At 45.0% G+C, this 14,866-nt stretch carries 15 protein-coding genes; 5 read left to right on the top strand and 10 right to left on the bottom strand.

All coding sequences use genetic code 11. The features are described 5' to 3' along the window. Positions 1 to 85: 85 nt before the first annotated feature. A complete protein-coding gene (locus ACMAZD_RS06525) occupies positions 86 to 355 on the bottom strand; it encodes a hypothetical protein (protein ID WP_004734567.1) in 270 nt (89 codons plus the stop codon). A 203-nt stretch (positions 356 to 558) separates the two neighbouring features. Here ACMAZD_RS06525 and mnmA point away from each other — a divergent pair, with 203 nt between their 5' ends. The 3 genes from mnmA to purB all read left to right on the top strand — a co-directional run bounded on the left by mnmA (position 559) and on the right by purB (position 3,875). Further along, positions 559 to 1,695 carry a tRNA 2-thiouridine(34) synthase MnmA gene (mnmA, locus tag ACMAZD_RS06520; protein ID WP_435248985.1) on the top strand — a complete coding sequence of 379 codons (1,137 nt, stop codon included), beginning with the start codon at positions 559 to 561 and terminating at the stop codon, positions 1,693 to 1,695. A 48-nt stretch (positions 1,696 to 1,743) separates the two neighbouring features. Then, complete coding sequence (hflD, locus tag ACMAZD_RS06515) at positions 1,744 to 2,361, top strand: high frequency lysogenization protein HflD (protein ID WP_004734565.1); 618 nt, start codon at positions 1,744 to 1,746, stop codon at positions 2,359 to 2,361. A 143-nt stretch (positions 2,362 to 2,504) separates the two neighbouring features. Beyond that, positions 2,505 to 3,875, top strand: coding sequence for an adenylosuccinate lyase (gene purB, locus ACMAZD_RS06510; protein WP_435248984.1), 1,371 nt, complete (start codon positions 2,505 to 2,507; stop codon positions 3,873 to 3,875). A 312-nt stretch (positions 3,876 to 4,187) separates the two neighbouring features. Here the strand turns inward: purB and htpX are convergent, their stop codons facing one another. Continuing rightward, a complete protein-coding gene (htpX, locus tag ACMAZD_RS06505) occupies positions 4,188 to 5,051 on the bottom strand; it encodes a protease HtpX (RefSeq protein ID WP_102270769.1) in 864 nt (287 codons plus the stop codon). A gap of 276 nt (positions 5,052 to 5,327) precedes the next feature. Here htpX and ACMAZD_RS06500 point away from each other — a divergent pair, with 276 nt between their 5' ends. After that, the gene (locus tag ACMAZD_RS06500) at positions 5,328 to 5,495 is read left to right on the top strand and encodes a hypothetical protein (protein ID WP_017057057.1); all 168 of its coding nucleotides are present in this window, start codon (positions 5,328 to 5,330) and stop codon (positions 5,493 to 5,495) included. A 111-nt stretch (positions 5,496 to 5,606) separates the two neighbouring features. On the opposite strand, the gene bioD is transcribed toward ACMAZD_RS06500, so the two are convergent. Genes bioD through bioB form a run of 4 tightly spaced genes read right to left on the bottom strand, consistent with a single transcriptional unit; the run spans position 5,607 to position 9,341 of the window. Then, positions 5,607 to 6,290 (bottom strand): dethiobiotin synthase, encoded by a 684-nt coding sequence (gene bioD / locus ACMAZD_RS06495; protein WP_435248983.1) that lies wholly within the window; start codon positions 6,288 to 6,290, stop codon positions 5,607 to 5,609. After that, a complete protein-coding gene (gene bioC / locus ACMAZD_RS06490) occupies positions 6,287 to 7,090 on the bottom strand; it encodes a malonyl-ACP O-methyltransferase BioC (RefSeq protein ID WP_435248982.1) in 804 nt (267 codons plus the stop codon). Before bioC ends, bioD begins: the two co-directional genes overlap by 4 nt. Beyond that, complete coding sequence (gene bioF, locus ACMAZD_RS06485; RefSeq protein WP_435248981.1) at positions 7,091 to 8,302, bottom strand: 8-amino-7-oxononanoate synthase; 1,212 nt, start codon at positions 8,300 to 8,302, stop codon at positions 7,091 to 7,093. It lies immediately after the preceding gene. Beyond that, positions 8,289 to 9,341: a biotin synthase BioB gene (gene bioB / locus ACMAZD_RS06480; protein ID WP_435248980.1), complete on the bottom strand. Its 1,053-nt coding sequence runs from the start codon at positions 9,339 to 9,341 to the stop codon at positions 8,289 to 8,291. Before bioB ends, bioF begins: the two co-directional genes overlap by 14 nt. A gap of 161 nt (positions 9,342 to 9,502) precedes the next feature. Here bioB and bioA point away from each other — a divergent pair, with 161 nt between their 5' ends. Further along, the gene (bioA, locus tag ACMAZD_RS06475; RefSeq protein WP_435248979.1) at positions 9,503 to 10,780 is read left to right on the top strand and encodes an adenosylmethionine--8-amino-7-oxononanoate transaminase; all 1,278 of its coding nucleotides are present in this window, start codon (positions 9,503 to 9,505) and stop codon (positions 10,778 to 10,780) included. A gap of 105 nt (positions 10,781 to 10,885) precedes the next feature. Here bioA and ACMAZD_RS06470 read toward each other — a convergent pair whose 3' ends face one another. The 4 genes from ACMAZD_RS06470 to lolA all read right to left on the bottom strand — a co-directional run bounded on the left by ACMAZD_RS06470 (position 10,886) and on the right by lolA (position 14,839). Next, on the bottom strand, positions 10,886 to 11,152 hold the full coding sequence (locus tag ACMAZD_RS06470) for a DksA/TraR family C4-type zinc finger protein (protein ID WP_435248978.1): 267 nt from the start codon (positions 11,150 to 11,152) through the stop codon (positions 10,886 to 10,888). A 220-nt stretch (positions 11,153 to 11,372) separates the two neighbouring features. Continuing rightward, the gene (gene serS / locus ACMAZD_RS06465) at positions 11,373 to 12,680 is read right to left on the bottom strand and encodes a serine--tRNA ligase (RefSeq protein WP_435248977.1); all 1,308 of its coding nucleotides are present in this window, start codon (positions 12,678 to 12,680) and stop codon (positions 11,373 to 11,375) included. A gap of 142 nt (positions 12,681 to 12,822) precedes the next feature. Then, a complete protein-coding gene (locus tag ACMAZD_RS06460; protein WP_435248976.1) occupies positions 12,823 to 14,172 on the bottom strand; it encodes a replication-associated recombination protein A in 1,350 nt (449 codons plus the stop codon). Between the two features lie 70 nt (positions 14,173 to 14,242). After that, positions 14,243 to 14,839: an outer membrane lipoprotein chaperone LolA gene (lolA, locus tag ACMAZD_RS06455; protein ID WP_435248975.1), complete on the bottom strand. Its 597-nt coding sequence runs from the start codon at positions 14,837 to 14,839 to the stop codon at positions 14,243 to 14,245. Between the last annotated feature and the right edge of the window lie 27 nt (positions 14,840 to 14,866).

The raw sequence follows: 14,866 nt of genomic DNA, 5'->3' as shown, positions 1-14,866 counted from the left end.
AGGGGAAATAGGTGGCGGATTCTACCGCGCTATATTTAACGCGGCAATCTCTCAAACTATAGCAAACGTTTGCGAGGCTATTTTTTTATTCGCCTTCCATAAAGCTTAAATCAGGCAGCATGCCCAAATGCTCAGCGTAACGTTTTTGATTAAACTCAGCGCCGTTTTTCATCACGTCAAATACTTCAATTGCCAATGCACATGCCATCGCAGCAATTGCCTCTTCACGAGGAGTTCCTGTCATCATTAAACGCATCAGCGTCTCTTTCACTTTCACCGGTTGGCCATCTTCAAGTTGGTTCTCGATAATCTCGATCAACTGTTCTTCTTGCATAAACTCATTTTGTTCAGACATTTTTTATCTCAGGTCTTGGATTTCGAGCGACTATGCCACATATAGATCTGACATCCTAGCGAGTCTCCTCGCGTTCATGCGATTCTCTAACGAAGTCAGCGCAATATTTGTGCAAATGAAACTGTGATTCCGGTCTCGGATCTGTCACGGTGTTTCTCTTTCTGTTAGAATCTGCGACCAAGTAATAGTAACGGTGTTTAGACATGTCAGATATCAGCTCTGGAAACAGCGAAAAGAAAGTAATTGTCGGTATGTCCGGCGGTGTAGATTCGTCAGTATCGGCGTATCTTCTTCAGCAACAAGGCTATCAGGTAGAAGGCCTTTTCATGAAAAACTGGGAAGAAGACGATAACGAAGAATACTGCACGGCAGCTGAAGACCTTGCTGATGCTCAAGCAGTATGTGACAAGTTAGGTATCCACCTTCACACTATCAACTTTGCAGCAGAGTACTGGGATAATGTATTCGAGTACTTTCTTGAAGAATACAAAGCGGGTCGTACACCGAACCCAGATATCCTTTGTAACAAAGAAATCAAATTCAAAGCATTCTTGGAGTTTGCGGATGAAGTATTAGACGCAGACTACATTGCGATGGGTCATTACGTTCGTCGTACTTTCCCAACTCAAGAAGAGCTAGACGCTGGCGTGAAACCAGAAATGCTACGTGGCCTAGACAGCAATAAAGACCAAAGCTATTTCTTATACACGTTAAGCTCAGATCAAGTGGCACGCAGCCTATTCCCTGTTGGTGAATTAGAGAAGCCTGAAGTGCGCCGTATTGCTGAAGAGCAAGACTTGATCACTGCGAAGAAAAAAGACTCTACCGGTATCTGCTTTATCGGTGAGCGTAAGTTCACTGAGTTCTTAGGCAAATACTTACCAGCTCAACCGGGTAATATCGAGACGCCAGACGGTCAAGTAATTGGTCAGCACCAAGGCTTGATGTACCATACTTTGGGTCAACGTAAAGGTCTTCATATTGGCGGCACTAAAGGTGGCGGCGGTAACGAAGAACCATGGTTTGTTGGTGAAAAAGATCTTAAGCGTAACGTTCTGATCGCGGTTCAAGGTAAAGACCACCCGCTTCTTAAATCAGAAGGTTTGTTCGCATCTCAGCTTCATTGGGTTAATCGCACACCAATTACTGAAGTTATGACATGCACGGTAAAAACACGTTACCGTCAAACCGATATTCCTTGTACAATCATTCCAATTGACGATGATAACATTAAGGTTATCTTCGATGAGCCGCAAATCGCTGTAACGCCAGGCCAATCGGCTGTGTTCTACCAAGATGAGGTATGTCTTGGTGGTGGTATCATCGAAAAACGCATCTAATCTAATCGAACGAACAACAAACGATAGAAAACAACTAGGAGTTACTACGTGGCTAATACACTTTATGACCGTACTATTGCTTTCGCTGGAATTTGCCAAGCTGTGGCTTTGGTTCAACAAGTAGCGAAAGACGGCCGTTGTGATAAAGATGCCTTCGAAGCTTCACTCAATGCCATCTTAAATACCAACCCAGCGAACACTGTGGGTGTATTTGGCCGTGAGGCAAACCTAAAACTAGGCCTTGAATGCTTAGTAAAAGGAATCGACAGTACTCCTGCTGGTAGCGACATTACTCGCTACATCATCAGCTTGATGGCGCTTGAACGTAAACTATCTGCTCGCAATGACTCTATGTCACAGCTTGGTGATCGTATTCAAACTGCAGAGCGTCAAACTGAGCACTTCGATCTGTTTGACGAGCAAATGATCAGCAACCTTGCGAGCATCTACTTAGATGTAGTGAGCCCTATTGGCCCTCGTATTCAGGTTTCTGGTACGCCAGCAGTACTTCAACAGACATCGAGCCAGCATAAGGTTCGTGCTCTGCTGCTATCAGGAATTCGAAGCGCTGTGTTATGGCGGCAAGTTGGCGGCAAACGTCGCCACCTTATCTTCGGTCGCAAAAAAATGATCGAGCAGGCTCAAATCCTGCTAGCTCGCATGTGATTTATTAGCTCGCGCCTCGTCGCGAGCTTGTTTTTCGTACCAATACAACTCTCACGCAAACGATTGCGCCATGTGCGTGACAATTGCGATTGTTACTGGTATAAACCTCTCAAAATTTAGAAAACTCAATTCAGGAGAACACCATGGAACTGTCAGCATTGACTGCTGTTTCACCAGTAGACGGCCGTTACGGAAGCAAGACTGTTGCATTACGCAGCATCTTTAGTGAGTTTGGCCTACTAAAGTACCGCTCTATCGTTGAAGTTCGTTGGTTACAAAAGCTTGCAGCTACAGATGCAATCAAAGAAGTACCAGCGTTCAGTGCAGAAGCTAACCAGTTTCTTGATGAACTAGCTGCTAACTTCAGTGAAGAAGATGCTCTACGTATCAAAGAGATCGAGCGCACGACTAACCACGACGTTAAAGCGGTTGAGTACTTCTTGAAAGAGAAAGTTGCTGGCGTCCCTGAACTTCACGCTGTAAACGAATTTATTCACTTTGCATGTACTTCTGAAGACATCAACAACACCTCTCACGCGCTTATGCTTAAAGAAGCTCGTGATACAGTGATTCTTCCAGAAATCCGTAACGTAATTGATGCTATCAAAGCACTTGCGAACGAGTACCGTGATATTCCATTACTGTCTCGCACACACGGTCAGCCTGCTTCCCCTTCTACGATGGGTAAAGAGATGGCTAACGTTGCGTACCGTATGGAACGTCAATACAAGCAAATCGAAAACGTTGAGATCCTAGCGAAAATCAACGGTGCTGTAGGTAACTACAACGCACACCTTTCTGCATACCCAGAAGTTGAATGGCACCAGTTCAGCGAAGAGTTCATCACTGAATCTATTGGCGTAACTTGGAACCCGTACACAACTCAAATCGAACCTCACGATTACATCGCTGAGCTATTCGATGCTGTTGCTCGTTTCAACACTATCCTTCTTGACTTCGACCGTGACGTTTGGGGCTACATCGCTCTTGGTCACTTCAAGCAGAAGACTATTGCTGGCGAAATCGGTTCTTCTACTATGCCGCATAAAGTTAACCCAATTGACTTCGAAAACTCTGAAGGCAACCTTGGTCTAGCTAACGCAGTATTTAGCCACCTAGCACAAAAACTTCCAGTTTCTCGCTGGCAGCGTGACCTTACTGATTCTACAGTTCTTCGTAACCTAGGTGTGGGTGTTGGCTACGCTATCATTGCATACACTTCGACTCTTAAAGGTATTAGCAAGCTTGAAGTTAACCGTGCTGCGCTACTTGCTGAACTAGACAAGAACTGGGAAGTATTGGCTGAACCAGTACAAACAGTAATGCGTCGTTACGGCATCGAGAAGCCATACGAGAAGCTAAAAGAGCTAACTCGTGGTAAACGTGTAGATGGCGAAGGCATGCGTGCATTCATCGATGGTCTAGAGATTCCTGAAGACGAGAAAGTTCGCCTGAAAGAGATGACTCCAGCGAACTACATCGGTCAAGCAATCGAGCTAACCGACAAGCTGTAAGATTCGAATTTCGAATCACAGAATAGACTAAGGCTTCCCATGTGGAAGCCTTTTTGTTGATTGGAACCAAGTGTATTGAGTACGAGCTGTCATCAAATGAACACCAAACGCTCCCTCCTTATTGCCCTACACATATCAGCCCGTGCGATATCAACCAAAAAATATCGCAACGCTTCATCACTAGTAACCCTCGATCACCAGACACCTATCCCTCGAATACTTACTGTCTTAGATGCCAAGATCAAAAAAGGCCTCCCGAAGGAAGCCTTTCAAATGTATCTTGTCGATTAGCGACTGAATAATACGTAGCGATTACATGTTACGTAGAGACGCAATACGCTTATCTAGTGGTGGGTGGCTCATTAGAAGCTCTGTAAGAGACTTCTTACCGTTGATACCAAACGCCATCATAGAACCTTCTAGTTGTGGCTCATGGCTCACCTTCAGACGCTCAAGCGCTGCAATCATTTTCTCTTTACCGACTAGGTGCGCTGCACCTGCATCAGCATGGAATTCACGATGACGGCTGTACCACATCGTAATGAAGCTTGCTAAGAAACCAAATACCAACTCCAGTACCATAGACACACCGAAATACACCATCATGTTGCTGCCGCCCTCTTCTTCGTTGTCATTCGACGCAACAATGTTGGCGATGAAACGAGATAGGAAGATAACAAACGTGTTCACTACACCCTGCATTAACGTCATGGTTACCATATCGCCGTTCGCGATGTGGCTCACTTCATGCGCTAATACCGCTTCAGCTTCATCACGTGTCATGTTGTGTAGCAGACCTGTTGATACCGCTACCAAAGAATCGTCACGCTTAGCACCCGTCGCGAATGCGTTGATGTCTGGCGAGTCGTAGATCGCCACTGTTGGCATACCAATACCAACCTGTTGAGATTGACGGCTTACCGTTTCCATCAACCAATGTTCTGTTTCGTTACGGGGGCTTTCAATGACCATGCCGCCTACTGAGCGTAGCGCCATTTTCTTTGACATCATTAATGAAATGAATGAGCCGCCAAAACCAAACACCGCAGCCATTAACAACAAGCCTGAGAGGCTTCCTGGTTGCATACCTGTGACTGCATATACAATATTAAGAACAACACTTAGTACCAATACAACCGCAAGGTTGGTTGCAAGGAACAACATTACTCGCTTCATTACTTATCTCCGCATAAAAGCTGTTTTTATAAAACTTATTGTTATAGACAAGGCAGACAGCAATTTATTCCAACCTTGAAGACTTATACTTACTTATACATATAGTCTTAGATTAAGAAAACAAGGTTAAGCATTAAATTGCAACATTTGATTACGGGAGTGGTTCATTTCTCAATCGTCCATTAGACCTAAGTCGTATGGTTAACCACCAGCGATCCGTTTAGAGTGTCAGTCAATTACTGTATTGGCTAGTTCATGGAACAAAAGGAAAGGATCATGGTTGAAGGTACTAATACTCAAATGGCTATCGATTTACTGTGCTGTCACCTAGGGATTACTGAAGAAGAAGCAAAGAAACAGATCGGTATTCTTACGCCACAAGCAGCGCAAACCAATATAACAGAGACACAACAAGCACTAATGGGACTGACAAAAGAACATTAATCTCAAGCTTGTTTAAAAGACCAGTTTTATAAACATCTGGTCAAAAGGCTTAAAATAGCAAAAGGGCTGCAATCGCAGCCCTTTTCTTGTTTAACACGTATAACTTGAAACTTACAGATCAAGCAATGACTGTACATTAATGTACTTACCAATGTTCTTAGACTTCGCTTTTGGTACGTAAGGGATTTCACCTAATTTCGGTGCACCTAGCTTGTCTTCAAGCATCGCAATAATATCAGCATAATGTTCAGTGCCTGGATTAATGCGGTTCGCTACCCAACCGACTAGGTTTAGACCATCTGCACGAATAGCTTCTGCAGTTAATAGAGCGTGGCTCAAACAACCAAGCTTAATACCCACAGTCAGTACGACTGGAAGCTGCTCTTTCTTAACCCAGCTAGACAAATATTCATCATCTGAAACCGGCACACGCCAACCACCAGCACCTTCAACTAAAACAATATCAGAGTTCTGCTTATGCTGTTCTAACTTCGCTGATAATACCGCTTCATCAACAACGACACCGTCATGCTTTGCAGCGATATGAGGTGATGATGGTAGTAACAATGCGCACGGGTTAACGTCTTCGTAAGCAACATCTTGCGTCGCCGCTTCTTGAAGATGCAATGCATCACTGTTACGTAACCCTTCTGGGTACTCTTCGCACCCTGCAGCAACTGGCTTATAGCCAATTGTTGATAAATCTTGTGCAGCCAAAGCTTGAAGAATCGCTTTTGAAACCACAGTTTTTCCCACTTCGGTATCCGTACCTGCAATGAATAATGCATCAATCATAATTGAATAACCCCTAAACAAACTTGATATGTAGCTGGTAAGAAACCTTGATGGTTTTTAAACTCTCGATATTCCCGTTCAACAAGCTGCAACATGCGGCGGCTTGTTAAACCTTGTGAGCGACCACTTACGTGATTAGCGCCGATACCTTTAAGATCGCGCATCAGTTCAAACGCAGTGTCGTACCAAACGGTGATGGTGGGCAAGTCTAGTTGATGAGCAGTACAGCTAGATTGCGCTAACGCAATTTTTACCTGATTGATTGTAATAAAATGGTTAACGTGTTGATGTGCGTCAATTTTGGACCATGATTTTTCCAGCTCAAACAGTGACCCATCAAGCAAAGTTGAGAAAATAACACGTCCACCAGCCGCTACAACGCGCTTCATCTCCTTTAAAGGTGACGATAAATCGTCACACCATTGTAACGCTAAGCTTGAAAAAACGATGTCAAAACACCCATCTTCAAACGGTAATTGCTCGGCGTCGGCTTGTTGATATAAAGGGACCGATACACCACAACGTTGCTCTGCCCTTTCTAACATTCCAACAGAAAGATCAGCACACACCACTTCAGCACCACGCTTCACCATCTGCTCAGAGAAGTAGCCAGTGCCACAACCTAAATCAAGCATCTTTAAACCTGAGAGGTCTCTCGGTAGCTTATCCAATAGTCGGTGGCCGACATCGCGCTGAAACTCAGCGTGTTTATCATAGGTTGTTGCTGCTTTACCGAAGGCTTCGGCAATCGCATTCTTATCTTGGCTTACGTAATTATGCACTACTGCTTCTTGTGACATTTACTGAGCCTCTTTCTTTAATTCAACGCTTGATTCTATGCTTAGTTCGCTTCCAACGTTGTCGCTTCGATCTATTGCTTGAAGTAACGAGTCAGTTAACTGAAGAACCTGCTTCTGGCTGTGGTTGGCCGTTAACGTAATTCGCAGACGAGCAGTCCCTGTCGGAACGGTTGGTGGCCTTATCGCCGTTACCCAAACTTGGTTACGCTTTAATACCTCCGCTATAGATAAGGCCACCTGAGCATCGCCAATCACAAACGGCTTAATCGGAGTCTGAGTATCAATAAAACCTTTCGTGCCGCTCATCTGCTCAGCATAGAGCGCACTTAACTCCATGAGCTTCTCTCGACGCCACTCTTGCGTTTGAATCATGTGACATGCATGAGACAAAGCCATCGCTTGTGAAGGGGGCATCGCCGTAGAGTACACATGATGACGAGCAAACTGAGTTAAGTAATCACCCACTTCTGACGAACAAAGAATCGCAGCCCCTGAAAGGCCAAATGCTTTACCAAAGGTCACCACCAAGATATCAGGCGTTATTTGCGAAGCGTTGCAGCTCCCTGCCCCTTTATCACCCAATACGCCAATACCGTGGGCATCATCAACCGCTAGCCAACTGTCGTATTGATTGATCAAGTTAGATATTTGATTGAGGGGAGCTTGGTCGCCATCCATGCTGAATACGCCTTCCGTCACAACCAAGGATTGCAGAGAACGGCTTAATAACGACTCTAGATGTTGCGTGTCGTTGTGCTTAAAGCGTTTCATGGTTGCAGGTGAAAGCATCCCCGCTTCCATCAAGGAGGCATGGTTAAGTTTGTCTTGCAACAGGGAGTCGTCTTTTTCGAGCAGAGAAAACAACAAAGCTTGGTTAGCACTGAAACCAGAACTAAATAGTATGGCACGTTCAAAGCCAAGCCATTCACACAGCTGAGCCTCTAAATTTTTATGAGCAGGACTAAAACCCGTGACCAATGGCGATGCAGCACTGCCAGCACCATATTGGGAAAGTCCGGTTTGCCATGCATCGACCAATTCAGGATCGTTTGCCAAGCCTAGGTAGTCATTACTCGAAAAATTAATAAAGCGAGAACCTTCACTATTAAGCAAAGGGCTATTGCTGTTTTCGAGTACCTTAAGTTGACGAGTTAACCCTTGCTCACGGCGATGAGCAAGGGCACTTTTGATGCGAGATTTAAACAGTGGCATCGTAGAACATGTCATCTTTCGTTGGACGAGCAGCAACGCGCTCCACCACTTGATCTAACAGTTCATTTTCTTGAATTTCGTCAGGCTTTTGAGCCACCTGTTGACTGTTGATACCCAGCTTCTTAAACAGCTGCATATCCGTGTCTTCGTCTGGGTTTGGCGTAGTCAGTAGCTTACAACCGTAGAAGATAGAATTCGCACCCGCCATGAAACACATCGCTTGCATCTGTTCGTTCATATTCTCGCGACCTGCAGATAGACGAACCGCAGACATTGGCATCATGATACGAGCAATCGCAATCAACTTAATAAAGTCGAAAGACTCAACATCATCGACGTTTTCCATCGGTGTGCCTTTCACTTTTACAAGCATGTTGATTGGCACACTTTCAGGGTGTACTGGAAGGTTCGCGAGCTCGACAAGTAGACCTGCACGGTCATTAGTGCTTTCGCCCATACCAATAATGCCACCAGAACAGATCTTCATACCCGCATCACGCACGTGAGATAGGGTATCTAAACGATCTTGATAAGTACGAGTCGTAATGATGCTGCCGTAAAACTCAGGAGACGTATCAAGGTTGTGGTTGTAGTAATCCAAACCTGCGTCCGCTAGGTCACCAGCTTGATCTGGCGTTAACATACCTAGCGTCATACAAGTTTCTAAGCCCATGCCTTTCACACCTTTGATCATGTCAGTTAGGTGAGGCATATCACGTTCTTTCGGGTTTTTCCATGCCGCGCCCATACAGAAACGAGTCGAACCCGCGTTCTTAGCTTTTAGCGCCGCATCCAAAACACGCTCTACTTCCATTAAGCGTTCTTTGTCGACATCTGTTCGGTAGTGAGCACTTTGAGGACAGTACTTACAATCTTCAGGGCAAGCCCCCGTCTTAATTGATAAAAGCGTACTTACCTGCACGTGGTTGTGCTCTTGGTACTGTCTATGAACCACTTGAGCTTCAAACATTAAATCCATAAACGGTTTTTCAAGCAGTGCTGTTACTTCAGCAACTGTCCAGTCATGACGAACTTCCACGTGTCGATCCTTTTTTTATTTTTTTGATATTGCACCTCCATCAATAGAGATTGCATTTATGCTTGGCTAGTCTACCGACAAGCTTTAGACTGTCAACATATTGATAATAGCAAATGTTTACATCTGGTTATTATTTAATCACACCAGAAATGGAAGTTACTATGGATCTCGCCTTTGATCGCCAGCATATCTGGCATCCTTACACATCAACGTTAACACCTCTGACCTGCTACCCTGTCACCAACGCAGACGGTGTTTACCTAGAATTAGAAGGCGGAAAACGAATTATTGATGGTATGTCATCTTGGTGGTCAGCCATCCACGGCTACAATCATCCAGAACTAAATGCCGCTGCTCACAGTCAAATCGATAAAGTTTCACACGTGATGTTTGGTGGTATCACCCACCAGCCTGCTATCGATTTGTGTAAGAAGATTTTGAATCTCGCGCCAAGTAATCTTGAACATGTATTTTTGGCCGATTCAGGTTCAGTAGCCGTGGAAGTGAGCCTCAAGATGGCTCTGCAATACTGGCATGCAAAAGGACAACCTCGTTCAAAATTCCTCACGCTGAGAGATGGCTACCACGGTGATACTTTTGCAGCGATGTCGGTTACCGACCCAGATAACTCGATGCACAGCCTCTACAGAGGCTTTTTACCTGAACACATTTTTGCAGACTCACCGAAAACAGGTTTTTGGGAACAATGGGACGCTAGCGACATAGACAGCTTTCGAGAAAAGCTAGCTGCACACCATCAAGAAGTCGCAGCCGTGATCCTAGAACCAATTGTTCAAGGTGCTGGCGGTATGCGCATCTACCACCCTGAGTTCCTAAGACGAGTTCGCTTGCTGTGTGATGAATTCAACGTATTACTGATCTTGGATGAAATTGCAACCGGATTTGGCCGTACAGGGAAATTGTTCGCCTGCGAGCACGCCGATGTTCAACCGGATATTTTATGCGTAGGCAAGGCGTTAACTGGCGGCTATATGACACTGTCAGCGACGCTTGCCAGTAAAGAAGTCGCAGACACAGTATGTGGTGGTGAAGCAGGTTGCTTTATGCACGGCCCTACTTTTATGGGTAATCCATTGGCTTGCGCAGTCGGCGCAGCAAGCTTGTCCATCATAGAGCAAGGCAATTGGCAGAATCAGACTCAACAAATAGAGCAGTTATTCTCTGAGTTACTACCACCTTTGCGAATGCATGATCTTGTTAAAGATGTACGCTGGTTAGGCGCAATTGGCGTTGTCGAAACTCACTCGCCTATCGATATGGAAACCATCCAAGCGCACTTTGTTGAACAAGGTGTTTGGATACGCCCGTTTGGCAAATTGATTTATATGATGCCTCCCTTCATTAGCCAACCGGAACATATCGAACAGCTTGTTTCATCCATTGAAAGTGCATTACAAGATAAGGACTGCTTTAAGTAAAGCTAACGAAGTTTACTCTTATCTTTCTTTGTTAGTGAATCTCATAAATTAAAAGGCCTTACGTGAAGGTAAAGCCTTATTCTATTTTCGGTGATAGCTAACAATTTAACGTAATTGACTATCTTTACTTGCTCGACGATTAAACAATGAATATCGATGTACTGCATGCTCTAACATTGACTGGCATTCAATACAGAAACGTATGCCTTTTATCGCAAGTCGCCTTTGTTCTGGTATCTCACCACCGCATTCATCGCAATAACGTAAGCTTTCTCCGCCTTGAATGTTACCTCTAACTCGAGAGATCTCTTCATCAATGGTATTTTGAATTTGCTGGCTCACACTATCGTCACCAGCCCATCCTACGGCCATAAGCCCTCCTCAGTATTTGAACGAGAAAATCTATACCTACCGCGGTAAGAGCACATTATAACCACATCATCGACTTGCAATAATCATAAAAATCAAGAAAACACTATTACTCACAGGTAACAAAGTTGATTGTTTCTCACCATTACCCCATTCTATAGGCAATAAAAAACCCAGCCTGCTGGCTGGGTTCTATTAGCAACCTAATGCTGAATCAATCTAGTTAACCGATGTGCGTTACGCCGCCCATGTATGGCTGAAGTACTGCTGGGATAGCAATACGGCCATCTGCTTCTTGGTTGTTCTCAAGAATAGCAACCATAGTACGACCAACAGCAAGACCAGAACCGTTCAGTGTGTGTACAAGTTCAGGTTTCTTTTCGCCTTTACGACGGAAACGAGCCTGCATACGACGCGCTTGAAAATCCCACATGTTTGAACAAGAAGAAATTTCACGGTATGTCTCTTGTGCTGGAACCCAGACTTCTAAGTCGTAAGTTTTCGCAGAACCGAAGCCCATGTCACCAGTACATAGAATCACTTTACGGTAAGGAAGCTCTAGAAGTTGAAGTACTTTCTCAGCGTGACCTGTTAGCTCTTCAAGCGCTGCCATTGAGTCTTCTGGCTTAGTGATTTGTACTAATTCAACTTTGTCGAATTGGTGCATACGGATAAGACCACGAGTGTCACGACCGTAAGAGCCCGCTTCAGAACGGAAACATGGAGTGTGAGCTGTCATCTTAAGTGGCAGTTCAGCTTCATCAGTAATCGTGTCACGAACCATGTTCGTTACCGGTACTTCCGCAGTAGGGATAAGCGATAGCGTCTTAAGAGGTACATCACTTACTTGCTCACTTAGCGGGCTTGTGTGGAACAAGTCTTCGCCGAATTTAGGAAGTTGACCAGTACCGTATAGGCTATCGTGGTTCACTAGGTACGGTACGTACATTTCTGTGTAGCCGTGTTCATCAGTGTGAAGGTCCAGCATGAACTGAGCAATAGCACGGTGTAGACGTGCGAATTTGCCTTTCATCACGATGAAGCGAGAACCCGAGATTTTAACTGCGCTAGCAAAATCAAGACCGCCGGACATTTCGCCAAGATCTACGTGATCTTTCACTTCGAAGTCGTAAGTCTTGGGTTGACCCCAACGAGAAACTTCAACGTTATCATCTTCGTCTTTACCTTCTGGTACAGACTCGTCTGGCAGGTTTGGAATAGACATAGTGATCGTTTCTAGATCAGATTGAAGCTCAGCCAATGCTGCTTTAGCTTGGTCTAGTTCTGCGCCTAAGTTGCCTACTTCAGCAAGGATACGCTCAGCTTCTTCATGGTCGCCTTTTGCTTTCGCTTGACCAATGGACTTCGATCGAGAGTTACGTAACGCTTGTAGCTCTTCAGTTTTCATCTGAAGGGACTTACGTTTTTCTTCAAGTTCACGAATTGTCTCTACATCAAGGGCGAAGCCTCGACCTGCTAATTTTGCCGCTGTTTCATCCAGCTCAGCTCGAAGTAATTTAGAATCCAGCATTGCTAATCCTATGCTTTAGTTATTTGAATATTCAGTAGTTTGCTACTGAATCACTGCTAAACCTCTAAAAATGGTGCTATTTCGACCAATTTTTAACGATTTAATATAAATTTTATGACTAGGTAACGATATCCAAAAAAGACTACTTTTCATAGCGTTTTTGTGGGCTTTTTGCGTCCAAGTCCGCCAGATAATCGAGCTTCTCGCCAATTTTGGTCTCTAAGCCTCGTTTTGTTGGGAAATAGTATTGTGTTTCGCCCATTTCAGGCGGTAAATACTTTTCTCCAGCCGCGTAGGCACCTGGTTCGTCATGAGCATAACGGTATTCTTGCCCGTAGCCCATGTCCTTCATCAAAGTTGTGGGTGCATTTCGCAAATGATGAGGCACTTCATATTCAGGTAGATTGTGTGCGTCCGTTAAGGCTTGCTTCCAAGCGGTGTAAACGGCATTACTCTTAGGTGCACATGCTAAATAGACAACAGCTTGAGCAATTGCACGCTCCCCTTCGGCTGGGCCAATACGCGTGAAGCAATCCCAAGCCGACATCGCAACTTGCATTGCTCTTGGGTCAGCGTTACCAATATCTTCAGAAGCAATCGCCAATAAGCGCCTTACGATATACAAAGGGTCACAACCCGCCGCAATCATTCGCGCCGACCAATACAAGGCGGCATCAGGATTAGAGCCACGAATCGACTTATGAACCGCAGAAATGAGGTCGTACCAAATATCCCCCTTGTTATCGAAACGAGCAACCTTCTCGCCAGCCACTTCAGCTAACAACTGCAGCGTTATCGCTCTCTTGCCCTTATCATTGTCTTCTGCCATGTCATACAGCAGTTCAAGATAGTTGAGCGACATACGTGCGTCACCATTGACCAGTTCAGCCAGGCGATCTAAGACGTTATCAGCAAAATCAGCCGTCACATCACCCAGACCACGCTGTTTATCTTCAATAGCTTGGCGAATGACGAGAGAGATATCCTTAGTATTGAGAGAAGTCAGTTTGTAGACACGAGCACGCGACAACAAAGCGTTGTTCAATTCAAAAGAAGGGTTTTCTGTGGTCGCGCCGATAAACGTAACCGTGCCATCTTCGATATGGGGTAGAAAGGCATCTTGCTGGCTTTTGTTAAAGCGATGGACTTCGTCCACAAATAGAATCGTTCTACGCCCCGCTTGCTTGTTCTCACGCGCTTTTTCAATGGCGATACGAATGTCTTTTACACCAGACGTCACCGCTGATACGCGCTCAACTTCTGCATTGGCGTAATTTGCTGCCACTTCTGCCAGTGTGGTTTTACCGGTGCCCGGTGGTCCCCATAAAATCATGGAGTGGAGATGGCCCGCTTCCAACGCTCTACGAAGAGGTTTACCTGGACCTAATATGTGCTGCTGACCTATGTACTGTTCAACCGTTTCAGGCCTCATACGAGCAGCAAGGGGACGAAAATCTTCGTCCCCTGCAAAATCTAAGCTGTAATTACTCAATTGCAATCTCTTGATTCGTTGATGGCATCAATGCCTATCGACTGACTACCAAACGATCTGCCAGTATGGATCAGTTTCTTTGGTCGTCGACCTCGACACCTTCCGGTGCCACAAAAGTAAAGCGGTCTGCAGCAGGTTTACCTAAGTCAACATTGCTAAAGATAAACTCGCCTTTCTGACCGTCTTGTTCAATCACATTAAAGCCCTGAACAATGCCCTTTTCAGTAATGTTAATCTGAAAATCACCCTGATTAGAATCCACAGCCGTTGGCGTTAGCGTAAATTGGTTACCCGTTTGCGCGACGTTGTAGTTGTCCCAATCGCTTTCTTGATTACGAGTCAGTAATACAAAAGGCGTTTGTGATGTGGCTTGTTCTTGCCAGTAAATACTCACTTGCTCAATGAACGGACTGTAGTACCACAAGCTTTGGCCGTCAGATACCAATAGGTTTTCATCAGGGAAAGTTGTTTCCCAGCGGAATAAGCTTGGGCGTGCGATCTCTACCGAGCCTTCACCTTCCATCACAACATCACCGTCAGGGCTGGTAACGACTTGTTTAAAGTCAGCGCTAAAACCTGCATTCAGCGACAAACGGCTACTCAACTCTTCTTTCGGAGAAGCAAATACTGAGAAGCTCATAAATAAAAGTGCGAATACTTTTTTCATTAATAGTCCTGTTAAATCATAATACCA

This window comes from Vibrio sp. nBUS_14 (assembly GCF_051201655.1).
GTDB lineage: Bacteria > Pseudomonadota > Gammaproteobacteria > Enterobacterales > Vibrionaceae > Vibrio.
This window is presented reverse-complemented; position numbering and strand designations above follow the sequence as displayed.

What these genes read in the sequence shown, in the direction of transcription:
- ACMAZD_RS06525 (WP_004734567.1), bottom strand. Translation starts at nt 355, where the DNA reads ATGTCTGAACAAAATGAGTTTATGCAAGAAGAACAGTTGATCGAGATT.
- mnmA (WP_435248985.1), top strand. Translation starts at nt 559, where the DNA reads ATGTCAGATATCAGCTCTGGAAACAGCGAAAAGAAAGTAATTGTCGGT.
- purB (WP_435248984.1), top strand. Translation starts at nt 2,505, where the DNA reads ATGGAACTGTCAGCATTGACTGCTGTTTCACCAGTAGACGGCCGTTAC.
- htpX (WP_102270769.1), bottom strand. Translation starts at nt 5,051, where the DNA reads ATGAAGCGAGTAATGTTGTTCCTTGCAACCAACCTTGCGGTTGTATTG.
- ACMAZD_RS06500 (WP_017057057.1), top strand. Translation starts at nt 5,328, where the DNA reads ATGGTTGAAGGTACTAATACTCAAATGGCTATCGATTTACTGTGCTGT.
- bioD (WP_435248983.1), bottom strand. Translation starts at nt 6,290, where the DNA reads ATGATTGATGCATTATTCATTGCAGGTACGGATACCGAAGTGGGAAAA.
- bioC (WP_435248982.1), bottom strand. Translation starts at nt 7,090, where the DNA reads ATGTCACAAGAAGCAGTAGTGCATAATTACGTAAGCCAAGATAAGAAT.
- bioF (WP_435248981.1), bottom strand. Translation starts at nt 8,302, where the DNA reads ATGCCACTGTTTAAATCTCGCATCAAAAGTGCCCTTGCTCATCGCCGT.
- bioA (WP_435248979.1), top strand. Translation starts at nt 9,503, where the DNA reads ATGGATCTCGCCTTTGATCGCCAGCATATCTGGCATCCTTACACATCA.
- ACMAZD_RS06470 (WP_435248978.1), bottom strand. Translation starts at nt 11,152, where the DNA reads ATGGCCGTAGGATGGGCTGGTGACGATAGTGTGAGCCAGCAAATTCAA.
- serS (WP_435248977.1), bottom strand. Translation starts at nt 12,680, where the DNA reads ATGCTGGATTCTAAATTACTTCGAGCTGAGCTGGATGAAACAGCGGCA.
- lolA (WP_435248975.1), bottom strand. Translation starts at nt 14,839, where the DNA reads ATGAAAAAAGTATTCGCACTTTTATTTATGAGCTTCTCAGTATTTGCT.